Below are 18,513 nucleotides of genomic sequence, written 5' to 3'. Positions count from 1 at the left end.
GCTCCGGTCACTGACGACGAGCTACACCCACCTGCTTTTCCACTGCTTCGGCGAGACCAGCGCCTCCAAGGCCAGCATGAACTCCGGGTACACCCTGCCCTCGCCGGAGTGGCCGTACGGCAGCGATGATGGACTCGGCAACATGCTTCCCACCAGGGCCGATGGCTGAGCTTCTGCCGCTGCACGACGACCGGCCCGGAGACTACGCGGAAGCGATCGAGGCCTACCTGCTCTCGGCCGGTATCAGCACCTCCTCTCACCGCATCTACCGGATCTCGTTGATGACATGGGCGTGGCTGGCAACCGGTGAGCAGCCGCCGCTCGGCCTTGACCCCCTTCGCCGACGTAAGGTGATCCCGCCATGAGCATCGGCCGCGAACTGATCAGTCCCGCCAGCCGCATCGCGTTTCGCGAGCTGGCCTCGCAGATCGTGCTCCGCGACATCGACAACCGATCGAGTGGGCCGAGCTGTCGGTTCGCATCGGCACAGAGGTAGATCTGGCGGAATAGCCACAAACCGACGAAAATCACCTCCAGTCCCGGGAGCGTTCCAGGGGACGCACTACCCCCCGAGAGGAACCATGAAGTATGCAAGGCCCGCACTCGCGGCCCTGGCGCTCGCGCTGGTGTCCGGATGCGGTGGGCAACCGGATGTCGCCACTCCGCAGGCCGTCCAACGGACGGCCACTCCGCAGGCCGTCCAGCGGACGGCCACTCCGCAGGCCGTCCAGCGGACGGCCACTCCGCAGGAGGTCATCCAGCAGCTCCAGGTGGCTGGCTACTCCTGTACACGCGATGACAGGGGGTTCGAGGGCATCCCTGACAGCAATGTCTCAGTGTGTGGCAAGGCGTATGCGTTTGTGTACAACAACAGCGATGAGCTTGAGAAGTACGGAACGCGGCCCGAGGTTTTCGATCGCATGGTGTACGCGACCGGGGGCTACTTCGGCACGAATATCGAGAAGTACCCTCTCGTGGAACTCGCTTGCGCCGACCAGGACTGCGCCGCCGCCGCACGCACGCTCAACTGGGGTAAGCAGGCTACGGACGAGCATTCTGACGAGACGCCGCAGCCGACCTCGACGTTTGTACGGCGGGCAGACGGTGGGAAGTTCGCATCCCCTCAAGAACTCATCGACACCCTCAACGAACTGGGTGTGGCCTGCGGGGATGCGGAGTTCGGAACGAGCAGGCTGAACGAGCCTGCGGGGAAGTGCTGGTCAGGCAGCGGAAACATCTACGTGAACATCACCAAGCAGATGAGGCTGCTTCTGCTGAACACCAGAAGTCGGCCCGTCGTGTATGGCCGGAACTGGGTGGTCCTCGCAAATGAGGACCCGGACTTCGCGGTCGAGGTCAAGAACACCATCGGGGGCGAGTACATCCAGTAAACCCCCTGAGCCTGGATCCACCGGCCGGTATTGGGAGTTGAACGCCACCCGGACATGACGATGCCCTCCGAGCTGGGAGGATGGGAGTTCTCTACGCTTCCGTCCGCCAAACCAAGAGGGCACGTCGTAAATGCGATTCTCTCACGCTCCCGCCAGGGCCCATGCGATCTTCGATGACGAACACCTGGTCGCCTACGCGGGCCTGGAGCCGGTGATGCGGCTGGCTGAGCGCTGCGACCTGGCCGGACTGGCGAGCGAGCACGTGACCGTCGCCGGCCCCCAGGGGGCCGGCACCCCCGCCAAGCTCGCCTCGATCGTGGCGGGGATGGTTGCCGGAGCCGATTCGATCGACAATCTGGACGCGTTGCGGCACGGCGGGATGGCCAAACTGTGCGACGGCATTCGGGCCCCGTCCACGCTGGGCTCGTTCCTGCGGGCGTTGAACTGGGGAAACGTGCGGCAGCTCGGGAAGGTGGGCCGCGCCCTGCTGACCCGGCTCGCCGCGCACACGCCGCTGTTGCCCGGCGCGGACGTGCTGGCCTTCCTCGATCTGGACTCGATGCAGAAACGCATCTACGGGCGAGCCAAGCAAGGCGCCGGGTTCGGCCACACGAAGATCCAAGGCAAGAGTGTGCTGGTACGCGGCCTGAACGTGCTCGCCTCGACACTGTCGACTCCGCTGGCCGCCCCGGTCATCACCGCCACCCGCCTGCGCGGTGGCACCGCGAACTCCGCCCGCGGCGCCGCGTCCTTCGTCGCCGAGTCGATCGGCTCCACCCAGACGGCTTGGAATCAATCATCTAGCCCCTGAGGGGCACTCAAAGGGCGTCACCTGGCGCACACGCGACGGTCGATCCACTGCGGGTTCGTTCCGTAGGCGGCATTGGATGGAAACCAAGGCGTCGAGATCGTCGTCTCCGAAAACCCGACCGGACACCCGATGGGCCGGGGTGGGATCAGCGGTGCGTCACGTCCAGGCCTTCCTTCTGGTCCTCTCATCCCGGGCAAGCCCGGAGGACCTGGCGATCCCTCGATCCCGGGCGCACCCATCGGCCCGGCGGCTCCTGGCGCGCCTGGTGCTCCGTCGAACATCCCGGTCATCTTTGCGACGGCCAACCCGCCGGACAGCGCCACGACAGCGCCAACAAGGGCCCCGAGGAGCGCAGCCCGGAAAACCTGCTTTCTCCCCGCAGGCGCTGCTAAAGGCGCAGGGGCGGGCGTTTGGACGGTCATCGCATGGTCTCCTCGGGTGGTATGTCCCCGAGACATAGGTGAGACGCGTGGTGCGGGAAAGTGGTTGGCCCGCCGTCGATTCAGTCACTTAAAGAGGGTCGCCCTACCGGCCGTTTCTCGGCGTCCTGGTGGCCACCCGCCACCCTCCGCCCTCCGCCCTTGCACTCGTCCGGGAGCGACGGAAAGACGTTGCCTCTGACGTCGGTCTCCCTCTCCCTGTTAACCACCCACCCGAGCTTGCCCGTCCAGCTGCACCGCGATTGCCGCCCTCGGCTGGGTCTCCGCCGTCGATTCGATCGAATCGACGGCTGCCCTACGACGACTTACGGCGATTGGCCAGCGGAACAACTCGACCAGATCAGCCAGCCGCGGCGGACCGCGAGACCCACGCCGAGCTGCTCCGGATGATCAACAGCCAGGCCTAATCAGGCGTGTGCACAGGACTTTGGACATCTGTGCAGGCGACTTCGGACATCGACACAGGCACCAGTTGGCCAGGACATCATCGCCCAGCATCCCAGCATCAGGCCCCGTACAGCCGAGCGGGGGCCTGATGCTGGGGTCCCAGTAGCAATGGAGCAGAATCCAACAGACCTCCCCTGACCTGCGGTGACGTGGTGTTGTGCGCCGAGGCAGAAGGACTGTCCGCCCTGGTTATTGGCGCTGAGGGCTGGTCCGCGGGTCGGCGAGGTGCTCCACCTCGATGCCGTTCGTGCCGATCCACTGCGCTCCCACGCCGCGCAGGATAGAAAACCACAGGTCAAGAGGGGGCAAAGCGGACCGGGCGGGTGATCAGCAGGCGATATCCGTACTGCATGCTGATCGCATCCCCGCGGCGTCTCGCCGCTGCCGCAGCCTGCCTGCCCGCCCTGCTACTGGCCCCTGTCGCGCCGCCGGCGTCCGCCGCTCCTACCGAGCTGCCTGAGCCGTCGCCCGCCTCGATCGCTCGCGCTGAGCTCGCGGAGCTGGCTGTCGCCCAGCCGCACGCCATGACTGGATACTCGCGGGCCCGATTCCCGCACTGGTCGGATCAAGGTGACTCGTGCAGCACCCGCGAGGTCGTCCTGGAACGAGACGGGGAGGACGTGCTCCGCGACTCCCAATGCCGCGCTGTCACTGGCACATGGCACTCGCAGTACGACGGCAAGAAGCTGACCTCAGCCAGTCAGGTGGACATCGACCACGTCGTGCCTCTGGCGAACGCCTGGCGCTCGGGGGCGGACGCCTGGAGTACCGCCAAGCGGCAGCAGTTCGCCAACGACCTGACCAACCCGCAGCTCATCGCCGTCTCCGCCACCTCGAACAGGGCCAAGGGCGACTAGAACCCCGCCCAGTGGAAGCCTCCACTGCGGTCCTACTGGTGCGTGTACGCGCGGGCGTGGACGGACGTGAAGCACCACTATGGTCTGGCTGTGACCGCAGACGAGAAGACAGCGCTAGACGGGATGCTCGACATCTGCACAGACACCCAGCACCCGTGATGGAGAGGCGCGAGTCCCGAGTCGAGGCGGGCCCTGGGGGTGTGATGACCGACGAGGTTGGCGTCATCACCGGAGACCTCACGCTGGTCACAGAGGTCGCAGGGGACCAGGCCGCCATCCGAGTCCAGTACACCGGGGCGGAGGAGTGGTACACGGTCGCCGGAGGGCCATTGAAGGTCGTCGGGCATGACGGGCACTGGGTCCACGCTGCGATGGTCCTCGCCGTTGAACACGGCCTGCCTGAAGGACTCCAAGGGTTCGACCTCACCTGAGCAAGACAGCGCCCCGGCATCCCCACGCGGGTGCCGGGGCGCTGTCGCATGTGCGAGGGTCAGGCGCGGTGCCACCTCCACCGGATGTCGCCGCTCGCGAAGGTGCACCGGTACCGCTTGTTTGTGATCTTGGCGTACCCGTACTTCTTGTGTGCGGCCGCGGGGCAGAACGCCCCGGGGGTGATGCACACCCAGTGGTTGCCGGACTGCCTGTACTTACACGCCGCCGCGGCGGTGGAGGCGTCAGCGGCGCCGATGGCGGCGGGGGTGATGAGCAGGCCGCCGGCCACGACTGCGGCGGAAAGTATCGAGCTCACCGATTTTCGGGCCAGGCCCAGCGATCGCCTTGCTCGGGTGACGGAGACTGTGGTCAGAGGGTTGGGAGCGACTGTCGAAGAATGCTCTTGTACGGGGGACGTTCCTGTCAGTGCTGCTGTCACCTTTACCCGGGTAACCCGGTGACGAGGCCCATGGCTGCAGCAGCCTTGCCAGCGGGTGCGTCTTGGCCGGTCGCAGACGAAGCTCGAATTGGGCCCCTTCTGTAACGCTTAGATCGCTATATAAGACCCACCTGTTTTGGGTCGACCGTAGGCGACTCTGCCTACGACGTCGGAAACGCTGCCTCGGAAGATGCCACTGCTGCCAAGGCGGACTTCGTCGACATGTAAAACTCTATTGCAGAGCAGGAGGGGCTACCCGATCGCGAGGGCGCGCCTCGCGCCCCGCTCTTACTTCGGGTGCGCGGCAGGTTCTCATTGCCGTTCTGCAACTAGGCATGGTCGCCCGCGAGCGCAATGAACCGTGGTCGTTGAGGTGAGCCGCCGACGGTCGTCAGTCGCGCGGTACGAAGGAGTTGCCGAACTACTCTACTCGTGCCAGATCGGTAAGATCACTTTACGTAGCCATCGCTCATACTCGTCGATCTTCTTCCGTTCGAACCCGAAACCGACTGACGGGGCTTCCTTTAACAGCCGTTTAGCTCTTGGCAGAAGTTCGGACATTTGTTCTGTGTCTCCGGCCCGCTTTGCTCCGCGCATCTCCGTTATCAGACCAGACAGCGAGTCGCGGAGTGGGGATGACACGTTTTGCGATGCTGTACGGCTCCTTAGTCGAGCCATCTGCTCCTGGGTAACTACCTCTCTTCGACCGCGAGCCCAGTGCTCAAGCAGGTGGAGTTCATCACGTTCTCGGTTGAAGAGTACATTTCTGGGCATGATCTTTTTAGCCTCGGCGATCAGCCTCTCGACCTTACTCAGGTCATTACGCGCCCTCGCGTCCCGGAGTTGTCGAAGAATCCTGTCTAAAGATTCGTGCGTAGCGTGATCTTTTGTGACATGTTCGCCTTTGATGGTGGCGCGGATGACTTTTTCGTCAACTGAAGTAGTTTCTGCCTGTGGCGCAGAATCCACGCGTTCGATTCCTGGAGCAGAGATAATCAACAGAGAAGTCTCCGACGCCCATCTCTTGTCGGCTACAGCTCCCCCTGATAGGCGGTAGGTTGCGTCGACGTCGAAATTGAAAGGTTGATCGGGAAGCCGGACTCGCGCCTCGGTAATCCACCCTTTCTGTTTGTGCATAACGTGAGCAGGGAAAGAATGGGAGCCCTCAGGTATTCCGGGGCCACCGACTGGCTTGGCGGCGTCCGAAGGGAAGATGGTTATATCCTTGGCATCGAGTGGGAAGCCGTCAGTGCCTCCGTCACGGTCTATGGGAGTCTGTGGCGTGCCGGTGTGTGGCAGAGCAAGTCTTACTTGTTGGCGCAGGGCTTGCGTCAGCAACCCTTGCTCTGTGAACTGACATTCATGCAGGTCGTTCCAGAAGAGGTTGCCATCGCGCGTTTCCGTTCCCACTTGGACAACTCGGTTTCCCGACCGCTGGTCACATCGGACGTGGAAGGCATGCCCGTCTCGATCAATCAAATAGCGTGCGGACAATGCGGCACGTGGACCGAACATCCAATCGGGTGTTCTCCCGCTGCTCCGAAAGTTGCAGTCTGTTTCTATCCACGTGTCCTTAGGAAGGTTGGTGAATTGGACCTGGATGATCCGTGTGTCGTCTCGCGGCCATACGGTCAGATCCGTGCATGTACCCTCACGTAGGCGTCCATCGAACCGATTCGCCTTGGTGTCGTAGATGTCATGGGCTGTTAGGCGAGAGAGGCCGTTGTGAATATAAAGATGGTCCGCGCTGTCTATGCCGGTATTACGCCGAGTACAGGTTGGGGCCATGCCGTCGGTGTTCGGAAAGTGCGCAAAATGGCATTGGCGATCCCTGTAGAGCTTCGCTGAGAGCTGTTGACCGCATCCGCCCAACCATTCGCCACACCACAACTCCTGACCCTCGTTGTCGTGACGGAAATAAATGGCGTCATCATATTCGGGAGGAACGGTAGCGGGTTCATGCGAGTACGGATGCCCGAAGACAGCCGTTTGCACGCGGCGGGTGTCGACCGAGTCGCGGCGACGGAGACGATCAATGGAACTCACGTACAGAATATGCCATTAGAACTCCTTTGCCCGCAACATCTGGCTACCTCGCCTTTGAGCCTTAAACGGCTGTCGAGCGCAGCTCGTCTCGTTCGACCATGTAAACCACACCTTGAGTCACGGCGGCCACCTCGTTGCTGGCGTACTGGCCGGCGAGCCCATGGGAGGCAACCATGAGCACTGTGGCGCACAGCGTGCAAGCTCACCGGCCGCCACACCGCGAAAAGCGTGAAGCGAGCTCTGATCGGCCATTGCCGCCGCGGACGCATGACAAAACCCCTGATACCAGTCGACCACATCGATGGGATAGGTCGATGGCTGACAAGCCGTATCGGCGACGTCTGTCGAAGGGCGGATCCCTGCGAGTCGCCGTACCGCAGCGCGGTCGCCGAGGCCGCGGGACCCGTGCTCGGCGCCTCGGCGGGCGATCAGCGGGCGGATGCCCGAGGCGCGGACCAGCCGACATCGCACTGTCCGACTTCGGTACCGCCGTGGATACGCTTTCCGTGGGCAAGGGCGACAGCCTGTCCCACGCCAAGATGCGTCGGTTGGTTTACTTACTGCTTGTTCGCGCCGGTATGCCCAGAATCAAGTATCCCGCCACCTCGGCGATCTCGTACAACGCCAAGGAGCGGCTGAAGAGGTCGGCGATGGACTGTGCGATGCGTTCGGCCTCAGCCGGGTCATGCCCCGCCACTGCCTTGGCGATCTCGCGCAACGCGGCGGCCGGGCTGCCGGCGATGGAGGGTGCGGTGCGTTCGGCCTCGGCCAGCAGGGCGCGGGCATGGTCACGGTCATGCCGGGCCACCACCTCGGCGATTCCGAGCAAGGCGTGGGCTGCGTCTTCGGGTTCGGCGATGGAGCGTGCGATGCGTTCGGCTTCAGCGGGGTTAAGCCTGGCCACCACCTTGACGACCTCGTGCAACGCGTGGGCTGCGTCTTCGGGCTCGGCGATGGAGCGTGCGATGCGTTCGGCTTCAGTCGGGTCACTCCCGGCCACCACCTCGGCGACCTCGCGCAACGTGTGGGCTGCGTATTTTGGAATATCGGGGAAGGAGCGTGCGATGCGTTCGGCCTCGGCCAGCAGGACGCGGGCATGGTCACGATCATGCCGGGCCGCCGCCTCGGCGATGTCAAGCAACGCGTGCGCTACGAGTTCCGGGTCGGTGATGGAGCGTGCGATGCGTTCGGCCTCGGTCAGCAGGGCGCGGGCATGGTTACGGTCATGCCCGGCTACCACCTCGGCGATCCCGCGCAACGCCAAGGATCGGCTGAAACAGTATGGGATGGAGCATGCGATGCGTTCGGCCTCGGCCAGCAGGGCGCGGGCATGGTTACGGTCATGCCCGGCTACCACCTCGGCGATCTCGTGCAACGCGCGGGCCTGGCTGTCAGGTTCGGTGAAGGAGCGGGCTATTCGTTCGGCCTCAGCCGGGTCAAGGCCGGCCACCACCATGGCGATCTGGCGCAAGGTGTCGACCTGCCACGGGAGGACGGTGATGGAACGTGCGATGCGTTCAGCCTCGGCCAGCAGAGCGCGGGCATGGTCACGGTCGTGCCCCGCCACCACCCCGGCGATCTCGCGCAATGCGTTGGCCGTGGGGTACGGGCCGAATATGGAGCAGGCGATGCGTTCGGCCTCAGCCGGGTCATGCCAGGCCGCCACCACGGCGATCTCGCGCAATGCGATATCGCCTCGGAAGGTGGAGTGCACAATGTGTTCGGCCTCGGCCAGCAGGGAGCGGCTATAGTCAGGGTCGGTGATGAAGCGGGTGATGCGTTCGGCCTCGGCAATGCGCCATTCATTCTCGGACCGAGCGGATCGCAGGCTGGCGGCGGTGTCGGTGGCACTGGCGGGTCGCTCGTCGGGGAGTTTAGCGAGCAGAGCGGTGATGAGGCGATCGACATCGGGGCTGATACCGGGCCGCAGTGCACTGGGCGGAGTGGGTGTTTTCGTGGCGTGCATGTAGGCCAGGGCCCGCAGATCCGTGGCAGGGAAGACAGGCTGGCCACTGAGCAGGTGATAAAGGGTGGCGCCGAGGGCGTACAGGTCGGCGCGGTGGTCCACCTCGTAGCCTTCGAGTTGTTCGGGCGGCATGTACAGCAGGGTGCCGATCATCGTCCCGGTCGCCGACAGGCCGGCGGTTGCGCCATGCAGGCGGGCGATGCCGAAGTCGCAGACCTTGATAGTGCCGTTGTCCAGCAGCATGAGGTTGGCAGGCTTGATATCGCGGTGCACGATCCCGGCCGCATGCGCGGCGGCTAGCGCGTCAGCGGCCTGGACGCCATAGTCCAGGACGCGGCCGAGTGGCAGGCCACCGGGGTGGTCGTCCAGAACGGACTTCAGATCGCGTCCTTCCAAAAACTCCAACACCAAGAAGGGAAAGGTCAGCTCGACGCCGTTGCGGGTATCCCGGTGTTCGCCTAAGTCGTAGACAGCGGTGATATTGGAGTGGTTCAGACGCGCGGCTGCTCTTCCCTCGCGTCGAAACCGTGCTAGGGCCTCATGGCGGAGCCGGTCGTCGCCCAGCAGGTTGGCCAGCAACAACTTGACCGCCACCGGCCGGTCAAGCACCTGGTCGACGCCCCGCCACACCTCGCCCATCCCGCCCCGGCCAAGCAACCGCTCCAACCGGTAGCGGCCAGCCAACTCAATACCGGCTCGCACATCCCACCTCCGCACACCTCAGGGCCGACTGCCAAGGCATTTGCTCCCAACATCATCGCCGCCTGGCGGACCGGACTCGGCAGTCTCAGCGTGTGAGCCTGTGCGAGGTCACGCAGCGCCCTAAAAGAAGGGCTCGGCGGCCCGACATCCGATGAGCAGTTCGTGGCCCCAGCTCACCGCGCGGACGTCAGTCTCTGGACAGAGCTCGCTGGCTCGTGTTGCAAGGAGACGTCACCGTGCGGACGGCTCAGGTCACGATCATGGCCCTCGTCTTGCCGGGAGCGCATCCGCCCTTGTGAGGGGCACGGCACCGGAGCTCACCGTCTGTGGATAGGAGTCAAGCCCCGGGTTTCAAGTAGGAGTCATCCGGTGCCGTGCACTGCTATTAGGTCTCAAGCATTGCTCGCGGTGACGCCCGTTCCTACGGCTCTACCGGCAACGCATCCGAAGCAGATTCAGCCTGACATTGAGATCCGTAGGTCCCCAAACGATCTCCAGGATGGTTCAGACCCGTTCGACGTGCAGTTCGACGAGGCTCCGGCTGTTCAGATCAGTCCGGCTCGGTCCGGCAGGATGTGCGGGTTAGCATATGAACCCTCAACCCGTACTTGAGGGTCCCGAACTGGCCGTGTCCGCTGTTCACGCGAAGGTGCGGAGAGATGGCTATCGAGCCCACCCGGCTTGACGTTGGCGCAGCTCGGCGCCCTGCCGGGGCACATCGCAGAACCGCAAATGTGCAACGTGATCGATAGGTCACTGATTGTGGACGCCGATTTGCGCTCACCTAAACACGCGAGTACGCCCCCGACGTCTTCGTCGGGGGCATCCTCGTGTTTCACTCCGCAGTCCGAAGCGACAACGCGCAGGTGGTCCACGAGATCCAAGCCGGACGAACGTGGTACCGGCCGACAACTACCGGCGGCTTGCAGGCTGGCGAGTCTTGCTCTGCCGCAGCCTTTCGGCGCCGCTCATGTTGAGGCGGTACCGGAGCATCTCGGGGCTGATGCCGTACTTGCGCTGAGCGACGTCCGCTGGGACGTTCCGCGTGACGAGACCTCGTGCGGCTTGGTCTGTAAGCAGTAGCTTTCCGCCCAGACAGTCCGCCTCGTCCTCCATCTCCTGGTTCCAGCGGCGGCAGCCACTGGCGTTGAACGCAACGACGGGGGTGTGCAGAAGCAGGCCATGCGCGAGCTCGTGGCAGATGCTGGAGCACTGCCGAGGAAGCCCGTGCGCGTCGTTCACCACGATGCGCCGCTCCGAGCCGTTGAACACGGTCGCGGCACTGAGCGACTTGTCGTCCTCCTCCAGCAGGCACAAGACTGCTGGCTCTACTCGGGCGATGTCGCTGAGCTTCTGAATCTCGATCTCCAGGAGCGCAGCTAGCTTCCACGGGTCCAGCGGGTCGAAGTTTCCGAGCTGAAGCTCGGCTCGGACGGACGCGGCGATACCGTTTGCCTCGCTGTGGAAGCCTGTGCGCAGTTTTCCCACAGTCGGCTCAACCTTCCGTCATCTGGCGATACATGACCTCGATGACCTTCTCGATCGCCTCGGCCTTGCGGTCGTCCAGGTTCTTGTCGGCGCGCAGGTAGGTCGATACGCCAGCGAGCGTGCCGTGCGCTTCCTGCCTCGGCTGCGTCCGACGAACGAAGTCGTCGGCACTCAGTCCGGCCCAGTCCACCAGCGCGGCCAGACTGTCGACATCGGGTCGACGGCCTTGGGCCAGCCGGGTCAGCGTCGAGGGACTCACCTTGGCCTCGTCCCCTACCTGCTTCCAGCGCAACCCTCGTTCCGCTCGGGTCCGATCCAGCGCCGCATAGAACGCTGCGGCGTCGAAGCGGCCCTTCTCCGGCTCATCGCTCATCCCGTCTCCCTCGGCTCGTCGAACCACTCCATCATTGCATGGGTGAAATGACTTGCACTATCGGCATCTCCGTGGCAAGGTCAATTTCTATATCGGCACCCGTTGCGATGTAGCAATTGCAGCACGCCGAGGGTTCCCCAGTCGAAGTCCGCCCACCCTCCGGCACCAAGATTCCCTCCACGAAAGAGAGCAGCTATGCCCAACAAGCCCCACGACATCGAGGTCAAGGTCACGTTCGCGACCGCCGACCGGCCGTACCGCCGCGAGTACGCCGACTCGGTCACGATCGGCACCGTGCTGGGAGACTCCCTGGCGGCCTTTGGGGTTGCCGCTGACGGCACCACCCGGTACTACCTCAAGCACGACGGTGACGAGGTGCCCGTCGACAAGACAGTCGGGGAGATCGCGGGCCACGCCCACGTTCTACACCTCAAGCTGCGCACCGAGACGATCCAGGGCGCGAGCTGACCCGGTAATGGATATCGAGAGCACGATCACTCTCGCACGGGACGTCCCGCAGGTGGAGGAGTTCCTGTCCTCCTCCGGCGGGCGGCTGGTGCACCGAGAAGAAGACCCTGCAGGTCTTTACTGGGCGGTCGTTCAACCCACCGCTCCCGCCAGCACCCAGTTCGTCGCACGGATTTCCTGGACGGTCTATCCCCACCGTCCACCATCGTTGCTGTTCGCTCCTGCGATCAGCCTGCCGACCAGTGATCCGCGGGGCTGGCCCGAGGCGAGTGGATATCGCGCTCCGAACGACATCTGCAAGCCTTTCACCGCCGAGGGGCAGGCCCTCCACACGGAATGGGCGACCGGCCCGCATGCCTGGCGCAACACCGGCAATCCGTTCCTATTCGTCGTCGAGAACCTCGTCGAGGACATCAACCGGGTCGGGGGTGCACGAGCCGCATGAGCCAGCCCAACCTCATCGTGCCGACTCCAGCCGCCATCCGCCTTTGCGCCGACATCCGCCGGTATGGCCAAGCCGGCGTCGAGACCGGCAGCCTCCTGCTCACGAAGCTCGGCGACTCAACGGTGAGTGTCGTCGCGGTCGCCGGCACGACCGGAATCGTCCGCAAGTACGGGTTGTTCATCATCACCATGCCCGCGTTCGACGCGATCTTCACCTGGGCCGAAGGCAACGAGCTGCAGGTCCGCGCGATGGTGCACTCGCACGCCGAAGGAGCGTTCCTGTCCCGAACCGACCGGGAGGGTGGCCTGCGGGTGAAGGGCTTCCGCAGCGCGGTTGTCCCCACGTTCGACAACCCGCCCGAGAACCCCGCCTTGTGGCGCTGGTGGACCTTCACATCGGACTGGACACCGACTCAAGCGCCACGATGCGACCCGACGGTGACCTCGACTGACAGTGTTGTCTTCGACGGAGATGGTGTACGTGCCGACTGACTACAGCCGCAGCCTCCTGCTCGCCGGGACCGCCGGGGGCGGTGAACCGGACAGCCTTCGCGCTCGGATCGAAGCGTCCCAGGTCCACATCTCCGTGGACACCACTGTGCCCGGCAGCAGCACGTGCCTTCGTGTCCTTGTCGCAGACCTGAGGCGCCTGCCCATCCAGCTCAACCTCGACCCCGGTCACGGATCTAGGCGCCTGAGTGACGACCTCGTAGACCAGGTCGTACACATCGCTGCCAGTATCGACCCGGAGCGCCCGATCACGGTTGGTGCTGCACCACCGGACGCGCTTCATGTACAGGTCGGTGTCGACCACGCTGCCGCCCACCTCAATGGCGCCCCCGACGGACACGGCACCCACATCCGGCGGCCCGGACACCCGTTTCCGAAGTTGCGGTACGCTGGCAGCGGCCTCGGCGCCGTCCTCACCGCCGCTATGCTCACCGGCGAGATCTTCAAGACGGTCACCGCGCTCCGACCAGGATCACATCGACACATCGATGCGCTCGACTTCTGCCCAGTCGCACTCTTCTCACCGCATGAGCAGGCGCCCCAGCACCTCCATGTCGTGCGGCTCGCGCTTATCGGCGCAGGTGCAATCGGCACCGCCGTCGCGCTCATCCTCGATGCACTCGAAGCAACCGGAGAACTGACCGTCGTCGACCGCCAGATCTTCGAACCGCCCAACGTGATCACCTACAGCCTCGGAACCGATCAAGACGCCGTCGCCCGACTCCCCAAGGTCGACATCGTCGAAGCAGCACTCCAACGCATGGACATTCGCCGCGTTCACGGGACGGTTGACGACTTCATCGCCCAGATCGACGTGGGCACCAAGCCGATGCCGCAGACGGTGCTCGGCGCCGTCGACAACATCGCGGCACGCCACGACCTCCAACGCGTCTACGCCGACCTTGTCCTTGACGGCGGCACGGGCGGACGCGCCGGCACCACGGTCAGCCTGCACGAAGGTCTTCCCATAGGCCCATGTATGCGCTGCTATTTCCCCACCGGCACCACGACATTGACCGCCGAGCAGCGCCTCCACCAAGCTACCGGCCTACCGCTGGCGCGCATCGCCCGAGGCGACGAGGCCCTCACTGAGGACGACCTGCATGGCCTACCCCGCTAGGGTCGTCGGTTGCTCGAACAACACCTCGGAAAACCCGTATGCGGTCTCGGCCGTGTCATGGATCTGACCACTGTCAACGGCGACAACAGCTAGAGAGTTTTGAAGGTGGGAGTTACGTTACGTAAGTGTCGCCTGCTGGTTGCGTGACGGCTGTTCGTCGTGGGTCTATGCAGGAGGGATGAGGTATCCCGAGGGTGGCGGACTGACCGCTGCGGCGCGGGCCCGCCGGGAGCGGGCCCGCTTCGACTTGCTCCGCAAGCGCGTACTGCTCACCACGTGAGCCAGCCCGACTGGGCTCATAACGATCACGAGATGTGGGCCAGATCCAGTTTTCACCCGTCGTCGACACTACCGCTCGTACTGGCTGCTTGTCGGCTACACCCTCACCGCGATCAGCGTGCGGGCCACCTGGCGCAAGGTCGCCCTCGGCTGCGCTCTGACCAAGAAGCAACAGCGTTGGTGGTTCACCGTCGTTCCCCGCGCGGTCGCCTCGACCGGCATCGTCAAGGTTCGCCGCCGCATCCAACGGGTGGCCGTCGACGTCAAGCCGTGGATGTGGCTGCCCTTACCCACGCGGCACGGCTGGCGCGTCACCGTTCGCCTCCTGGAAGGGCGGATCCCGGCCGACTACAGCCAAGCCGCCGAACGGCTCGCGCACGCCTGGGGCGTGCACGCCGTCCGGGTCTCCTCCCCGCGCCCCGGGCGGATCGTGCTGGCCGTGACGATCCGCGACCCGCTGGTCCGCCTCGACACCCTGCCGGCCTCCGGAGAGCTGCTAAAGGTCATCGTCGGCAAGCTGGAGACCGGCGGGCCATGGACGATCGACTTCCGCGCCGTCCCGCACTGGCTCAATGCCGGTGCCACCCAGTCCGGCAAGTCGAACCTGGCCAACGCGCTGATCGTCGGCCTGGCTCCGCAACCGGTCGCCCTGGTCGGCTTCGACCTCAAGGGCGGGGTCGAATTCGCCCCGTACGCTCCCCGTCTGTCGGCGCTGGCCACCAACCGTGCGGAATCGGTCGCGCTGCTCGGTGACCTTGTAGCCCTCATGCTCGATCGGATGGGCCTGTGCCGCGCCGGCGGTGCCCGCAACATCTGGCAGCTCCCGGCGGCGCTGCGGCCGGTGCCGGTGGTGGTCCTGGTCGATGAGTTGGCAGAGCTGTACCTGATGGCCGACAAGTCCGAGAAGGACGAGATCGCCAAAACCTCCACAGCCTGCTGCGGATCGCCCAACTCGGGCGAGCGTTCGGCATCTACCTGTTCCTGTGCGGGCAGCGGATCGGCTCCGACCTTGGCCCCGGTGTTACCGCGCTGCGGGCTCAGTGCTCGGGGCGGATCTGCCATCGGGTCAACGACCCCGAAACCGCGACCATGACCCTTGGCGACCTCGACCCCGCCGCGCTGGTCTCTGCACGCGCCATCCCGGCCGAGACGCCCGGCGTCGCCATCGTCGCCTCTCAAGACGGCCAGTGGTATCGCGCTCGCTCCTTCTACGTGGCGGAGCAGATCGCCGAACATGCCGCCCGTACCTACGGGCACCTGACCCCGTCCTGGGACGACCTCACCTGCCCGGAGTACCGCGGGGAGGTGACCGAAACCGACATCCCCGAACTGCAGGACGCCTGACCCACACGCGATCAGAAAGGGGGAGACGATGCGACGCTTCGCCGGTTGGCTGGCCGACTCCGGACCGGTCATCATCCTGGCGGCAATCGCCGGCGCCGGATCGTTCACCCACATCCGCGACACCGCCACCGCACACGGACAACACGGCTGGATGGCCTGGGCCATCGCGGTCTGCGTCGACCTCACCTGTGTCATGGCCGCCCGCGAACGCCAGCGAGACAAGAAGACCGGACGGGCGCGGACCGGTTGGGCCTCCTGGCCCACTCTCGTCCTGACCGGTGGCGTCGTCCTGTCCCTGGCCGCCAACCTCCATCAAGCCCAACCCTCTGCCTGGGGCTGGCTGGTCGCAGCCACCCCGGCCGGCGCGTTCCTCGTCGCGGTCTCCATGCTCGAACGCCGCTCCACCGGACCGCGCCCTGCACCATCCCCGGACCCGTCCTCACTCCCGTCCCCGGCATCAGGCACCTCGTCCTCGTCCTCATCGCAACTCGTCCCGCCGTCCTCGACGGCTCCTGAACTCGTCCCGGGTCACCGGGACGACAGGGACGATCGGTCAGGGCCCTCCCCGGAACTCCTCGACTACGCCCGCAAGGTCGCCAGCGACTACCACGCCCAGCACCACAAACCGATCAACCGTGACAACCTCCGCGCCCGCCTTGGTGTGTCCAACCAACTCGCCTCCGACCTGCTGCGCCACCTCCGAACTGCATCCGAACCCATCTAGAGAAGGGAGAACCCATCATGATCGACAACCGTGCCGCTTTGATCTCCGGTCTTCGGGACCTGGCCGACTTCCTCGACACCAACCCAGACATCCCCACCCCGTCCCCGGAGGTGACCGCCTACTACTTCCCCGACCGCGCCGCCGACTACCAGATGTGCACCGACATCGACAAAGTGGCCGCCTACCTCGGCAGCGAGATCGAGGCCGATCACCCCCACAGCGGCCACTGCGGCACCTCGATCAGGTTCGGCCCGGTCGCGTACAGGGCCGTGGCGGTGCTTGCTGAACGTCGTGCCGGATACCAGGCCGAATGCAGCTACGAGGGCTGCGTCATCCCCGACGACCGCCCTGTTGACGGCTATGTCTGAGAGCGACACGGCAGACGAGGTGATCGTCATCCGTTACCGCTGCTGCACCTGCAACGGCACCGGAGTCGACAGCCTCGGCGACACCTGCGCCGACTGCTTCGGCACTGGCATGGACAACCTCGGGGCCTAATGCCCCGGGCGCCCCCGGCCTGGCCGTACATCCGCCAAGACGCCTGCCAGGTCGGGGGCCATCCTCCACCCAACGAGTGAAAGGAGGACTCCATCTTGCCCGCATCAACCATCGATCCGCACGCGATCGCCAGCTTGGTCGCACGCCTCGACAGTCCCGACTACGACCGGTGGGCCGCACAGATCCGCCGGACCGGCGGATGCCGACAGCCCATCAACATGCGCGGCACCGTCCTGCACGTCGACCCCGCCAACGGCCAGCGCCTGCACACCTACACCACCCACAGCGAACCCGGGGGCGTGCTCCGCCTGCCCTGCAAGACCCGGCGCGCGAGCCGCTGCCCTGCCTGCGCCAAGACCTACCGCGGCGACACCTACCAACTCATCCGCGCCGGCCTTGTCGGCGGCAAGGGCGTCCCGCCCTCGGTCAGCGGGCATCCATGCCTGTTCGTCACCTTCACCGCACCCTCGTTCGGGCCGGTACACACCCGGCGAGAGAACAACGGCAAGGTCCTGCCCTGCCACTCTCGGCGCGACGCCACCCCCTGCCCACATGGGCATGTGGCCTCCTGTAGTGCACGGCACCACGCCGACGAGGAGATCCTCGGCGAGCCACTGTGCCCGGACTGTTACGACTACACCGGCTCGGTACTGTTCAACGCCGTCGCTTCCCTGCTGTGGGCACGCTTCGCCGACGCGCTGCGCCGCAGACTGGCCACAGCAGGCGGGCTCAGCCTTCGCGAGCTGCGGGAGCACCTGGTCCTCTCCTACGCCAAGGTCGCCGAATACCAACGCCGCGGCGTCGTCCACCTGCACGCCGTCATCCGCCTCGACGGACCCGACGGGCCTACCTCTCCGCCCCCGGCCTGGGCGACAACCGACGTGTTGACGAGTGCCGTGCAAGGTGCCGCCCCCGCCGTCTCCGTCAAGATCTCCACCACCTCACACGAGCCGGTACGGGTCCTGCGCTGGGGGCGGCAACTCGACATCCGGCCCATCACTCCCGGTGGAGACCTGACCGAACAGGCCGTTGCGGCCTACGTCGCCAAATACGCCACCAAAGCGGCCGAATGCGTCGGCACCCTCGACCGGCGCATCTATCCGCTGGAAGACCTGTCCACCCTCGGGCTTCGTGACCACCCCCGGCGGCTGATCTCCGAATGCTTCCGCCTCGGCGCCTTGCCTCATCTGGCCGAACTCCGGCTCGCCCATTGGGCTCACATGCTCGGCTACCGCGGCCACTACTCCACCCGAAGCCGCCGCTACTCCACCACCATCGGCAAACTCCGATCGGTACGCATCGACCATGCCCGAAAGCACGAGATCACCACGGGGCGACTCCCGATCTTCTCGGAAGACCAGCCGGTCACCATAGCCCGCTGGGCCTACGCCGGCCGTGGCCTGACCTCCGGCGAACAACTCCTCGCCGCCGCGCTGGCCGGTACTCCCCAGATCGGTGGCTCGGACGGTGCCCGATGACACGCCCAGACAAGCTGCTGACGCTGCCTGAGGTCCTCGACGAACTCGGCGGAGTCTCCCGCCGGACCTTCTACCGCTGGCGTGAGCTGGGCCGCGCCCCGGTCTGCCTCCAGCTCCCGAACGACGAACCCCTCCCTGCCAAAATGGATAGAGGTAGCAAACAGGCGCAAAACTCTGCATCGAGGGTGGGGAAGGAGACATCCCTTCGTGGGAGCGAGCAAGCCGGATCCGCAGATCCCTGACCCGCAGGTGCGTG

22 protein-coding genes are annotated in these 18,513 nt (G+C 65.3%); 16 read left to right on the top strand and 6 right to left on the bottom strand.

Going from position 1 to position 18,513, the window contains the following annotated elements:
* Window positions 1-21: 21 nt before the first annotated feature.
* Entirely contained in the window at window positions 22-144 is a 123-nt protein-coding gene (locus MYF83_RS43425; protein ID WP_279340658.1) for a hypothetical protein, read from the bottom strand.
* A gap of 17 nt (window positions 145-161) precedes the next feature.
* Here MYF83_RS43425 and MYF83_RS38595 point away from each other — a divergent pair, with 17 nt between their 5' ends.
* The 6 genes from MYF83_RS38595 to MYF83_RS38575 all read left to right on the top strand — a co-directional run bounded on the left by MYF83_RS38595 (window position 162) and on the right by MYF83_RS38575 (window position 4,377).
* Window positions 162-365 carry a hypothetical protein gene (locus tag MYF83_RS38595; RefSeq protein WP_248965770.1) on the top strand — a complete coding sequence of 68 codons (204 nt, stop codon included), beginning with the start codon at window positions 162-164 and terminating at the stop codon, window positions 363-365.
* On the top strand, window positions 362-496 hold the full coding sequence (locus MYF83_RS43420) for a hypothetical protein (RefSeq protein WP_279340657.1): 135 nt from the start codon (window positions 362-364) through the stop codon (window positions 494-496). Before MYF83_RS38595 ends, MYF83_RS43420 begins: the two co-directional genes overlap by 4 nt.
* Before the next feature lie 85 nt (window positions 497-581).
* Complete coding sequence (locus MYF83_RS38590) at window positions 582-1,391, top strand: hypothetical protein (RefSeq protein WP_248965769.1); 810 nt, start codon at window positions 582-584, stop codon at window positions 1,389-1,391.
* 130 nt (window positions 1,392-1,521) lie between these two features.
* Complete coding sequence (locus MYF83_RS38585; RefSeq protein ID WP_248965768.1) at window positions 1,522-2,202, top strand: hypothetical protein; 681 nt, start codon at window positions 1,522-1,524, stop codon at window positions 2,200-2,202.
* Between the two features lie 1,237 nt (window positions 2,203-3,439).
* A complete protein-coding gene (locus MYF83_RS38580) occupies window positions 3,440-3,946 on the top strand; it encodes an HNH endonuclease family protein (RefSeq protein WP_248965767.1) in 507 nt (168 codons plus the stop codon).
* A 203-nt stretch (window positions 3,947-4,149) separates the two neighbouring features.
* Window positions 4,150-4,377, top strand: coding sequence for a hypothetical protein (locus tag MYF83_RS38575; RefSeq protein ID WP_248965766.1), 228 nt, complete (start codon window positions 4,150-4,152; stop codon window positions 4,375-4,377).
* A 59-nt stretch (window positions 4,378-4,436) separates the two neighbouring features.
* Here the strand turns inward: MYF83_RS38575 and MYF83_RS38570 are convergent, their stop codons facing one another.
* The 5 genes from MYF83_RS38570 to MYF83_RS38550 form a co-directional block, all read right to left on the bottom strand.
* Entirely contained in the window at window positions 4,437-4,694 is a 258-nt protein-coding gene (locus MYF83_RS38570; RefSeq protein WP_248965765.1) for a hypothetical protein, read from the bottom strand.
* A 549-nt stretch (window positions 4,695-5,243) separates the two neighbouring features.
* A complete protein-coding gene (locus MYF83_RS38565) occupies window positions 5,244-6,227 on the bottom strand; it encodes a hypothetical protein (protein ID WP_248965764.1) in 984 nt (327 codons plus the stop codon).
* A gap of 1,189 nt (window positions 6,228-7,416) precedes the next feature.
* Complete coding sequence (locus MYF83_RS38560; RefSeq protein ID WP_248965763.1) at window positions 7,417-9,531, bottom strand: serine/threonine-protein kinase; 2,115 nt, start codon at window positions 9,529-9,531, stop codon at window positions 7,417-7,419.
* Between the two features lie 912 nt (window positions 9,532-10,443).
* On the bottom strand, window positions 10,444-11,019 hold the full coding sequence (locus MYF83_RS38555) for an ImmA/IrrE family metallo-endopeptidase (RefSeq protein WP_248965762.1): 576 nt from the start codon (window positions 11,017-11,019) through the stop codon (window positions 10,444-10,446).
* A 7-nt stretch (window positions 11,020-11,026) separates the two neighbouring features.
* Complete coding sequence (locus MYF83_RS38550) at window positions 11,027-11,392, bottom strand: helix-turn-helix domain-containing protein (protein ID WP_248965761.1); 366 nt, start codon at window positions 11,390-11,392, stop codon at window positions 11,027-11,029.
* Between the two features lie 195 nt (window positions 11,393-11,587).
* Between MYF83_RS38550 and MYF83_RS38545 the strand changes: the two genes are divergently transcribed.
* From MYF83_RS38545 to MYF83_RS38505, 10 genes are all read left to right on the top strand, one after another.
* Window positions 11,588-11,860 (top strand): hypothetical protein, encoded by a 273-nt coding sequence (locus tag MYF83_RS38545; RefSeq protein WP_248965760.1) that lies wholly within the window; start codon window positions 11,588-11,590, stop codon window positions 11,858-11,860.
* Between the two features lie 7 nt (window positions 11,861-11,867).
* Complete coding sequence (locus MYF83_RS38540; RefSeq protein ID WP_248965759.1) at window positions 11,868-12,305, top strand: hypothetical protein; 438 nt, start codon at window positions 11,868-11,870, stop codon at window positions 12,303-12,305.
* The gene (locus tag MYF83_RS38535) at window positions 12,302-12,796 is read left to right on the top strand and encodes a hypothetical protein (protein ID WP_248965758.1); all 495 of its coding nucleotides are present in this window, start codon (window positions 12,302-12,304) and stop codon (window positions 12,794-12,796) included. The genes MYF83_RS38540 and MYF83_RS38535 overlap by 4 nt, the downstream gene beginning before the upstream one ends.
* Entirely contained in the window at window positions 12,786-13,934 is a 1,149-nt protein-coding gene (locus MYF83_RS44060; RefSeq protein ID WP_248965757.1) for a ThiF family adenylyltransferase, read from the top strand. The genes MYF83_RS38535 and MYF83_RS44060 overlap by 11 nt, the downstream gene beginning before the upstream one ends.
* Before the next feature lie 298 nt (window positions 13,935-14,232).
* The gene (locus MYF83_RS38525) at window positions 14,233-15,306 is read left to right on the top strand and encodes an FtsK/SpoIIIE domain-containing protein (protein ID WP_504975001.1); all 1,074 of its coding nucleotides are present in this window, start codon (window positions 14,233-14,235) and stop codon (window positions 15,304-15,306) included.
* Window positions 15,303-15,557, top strand: a complete 255-nt coding sequence (locus tag MYF83_RS44055; protein ID WP_308201571.1) for a hypothetical protein — start codon at window positions 15,303-15,305, stop codon at window positions 15,555-15,557. The genes MYF83_RS38525 and MYF83_RS44055 overlap by 4 nt, the downstream gene beginning before the upstream one ends.
* Window positions 15,558-15,585: 28 nt before the next feature.
* Window positions 15,586-16,281, top strand: a complete 696-nt coding sequence (locus MYF83_RS38520) for a DUF2637 domain-containing protein (protein ID WP_248965756.1) — start codon at window positions 15,586-15,588, stop codon at window positions 16,279-16,281.
* A gap of 17 nt (window positions 16,282-16,298) precedes the next feature.
* A complete protein-coding gene (locus MYF83_RS38515; RefSeq protein ID WP_248965755.1) occupies window positions 16,299-16,649 on the top strand; it encodes a hypothetical protein in 351 nt (116 codons plus the stop codon).
* Entirely contained in the window at window positions 16,642-16,779 is a 138-nt protein-coding gene (locus tag MYF83_RS38510) for a hypothetical protein (RefSeq protein WP_248965754.1), read from the top strand. Before MYF83_RS38515 ends, MYF83_RS38510 begins: the two co-directional genes overlap by 8 nt.
* A gap of 95 nt (window positions 16,780-16,874) precedes the next feature.
* Window positions 16,875-18,257, top strand: coding sequence for a replication initiator (locus MYF83_RS38505; protein ID WP_248965753.1), 1,383 nt, complete (start codon window positions 16,875-16,877; stop codon window positions 18,255-18,257).
* Window positions 18,258-18,513: the final 256 nt, after the last annotated feature.

Source organism: Sphaerisporangium perillae (genome assembly GCF_023276435.1).
Lineage (GTDB): Bacteria > Actinomycetota > Actinomycetes > Streptosporangiales > Streptosporangiaceae > Sphaerisporangium > Sphaerisporangium perillae.
The sequence above is the reverse complement of the archived record's forward strand: the minus strand, read 5'-3'. Positions and strand labels throughout refer to the sequence as shown.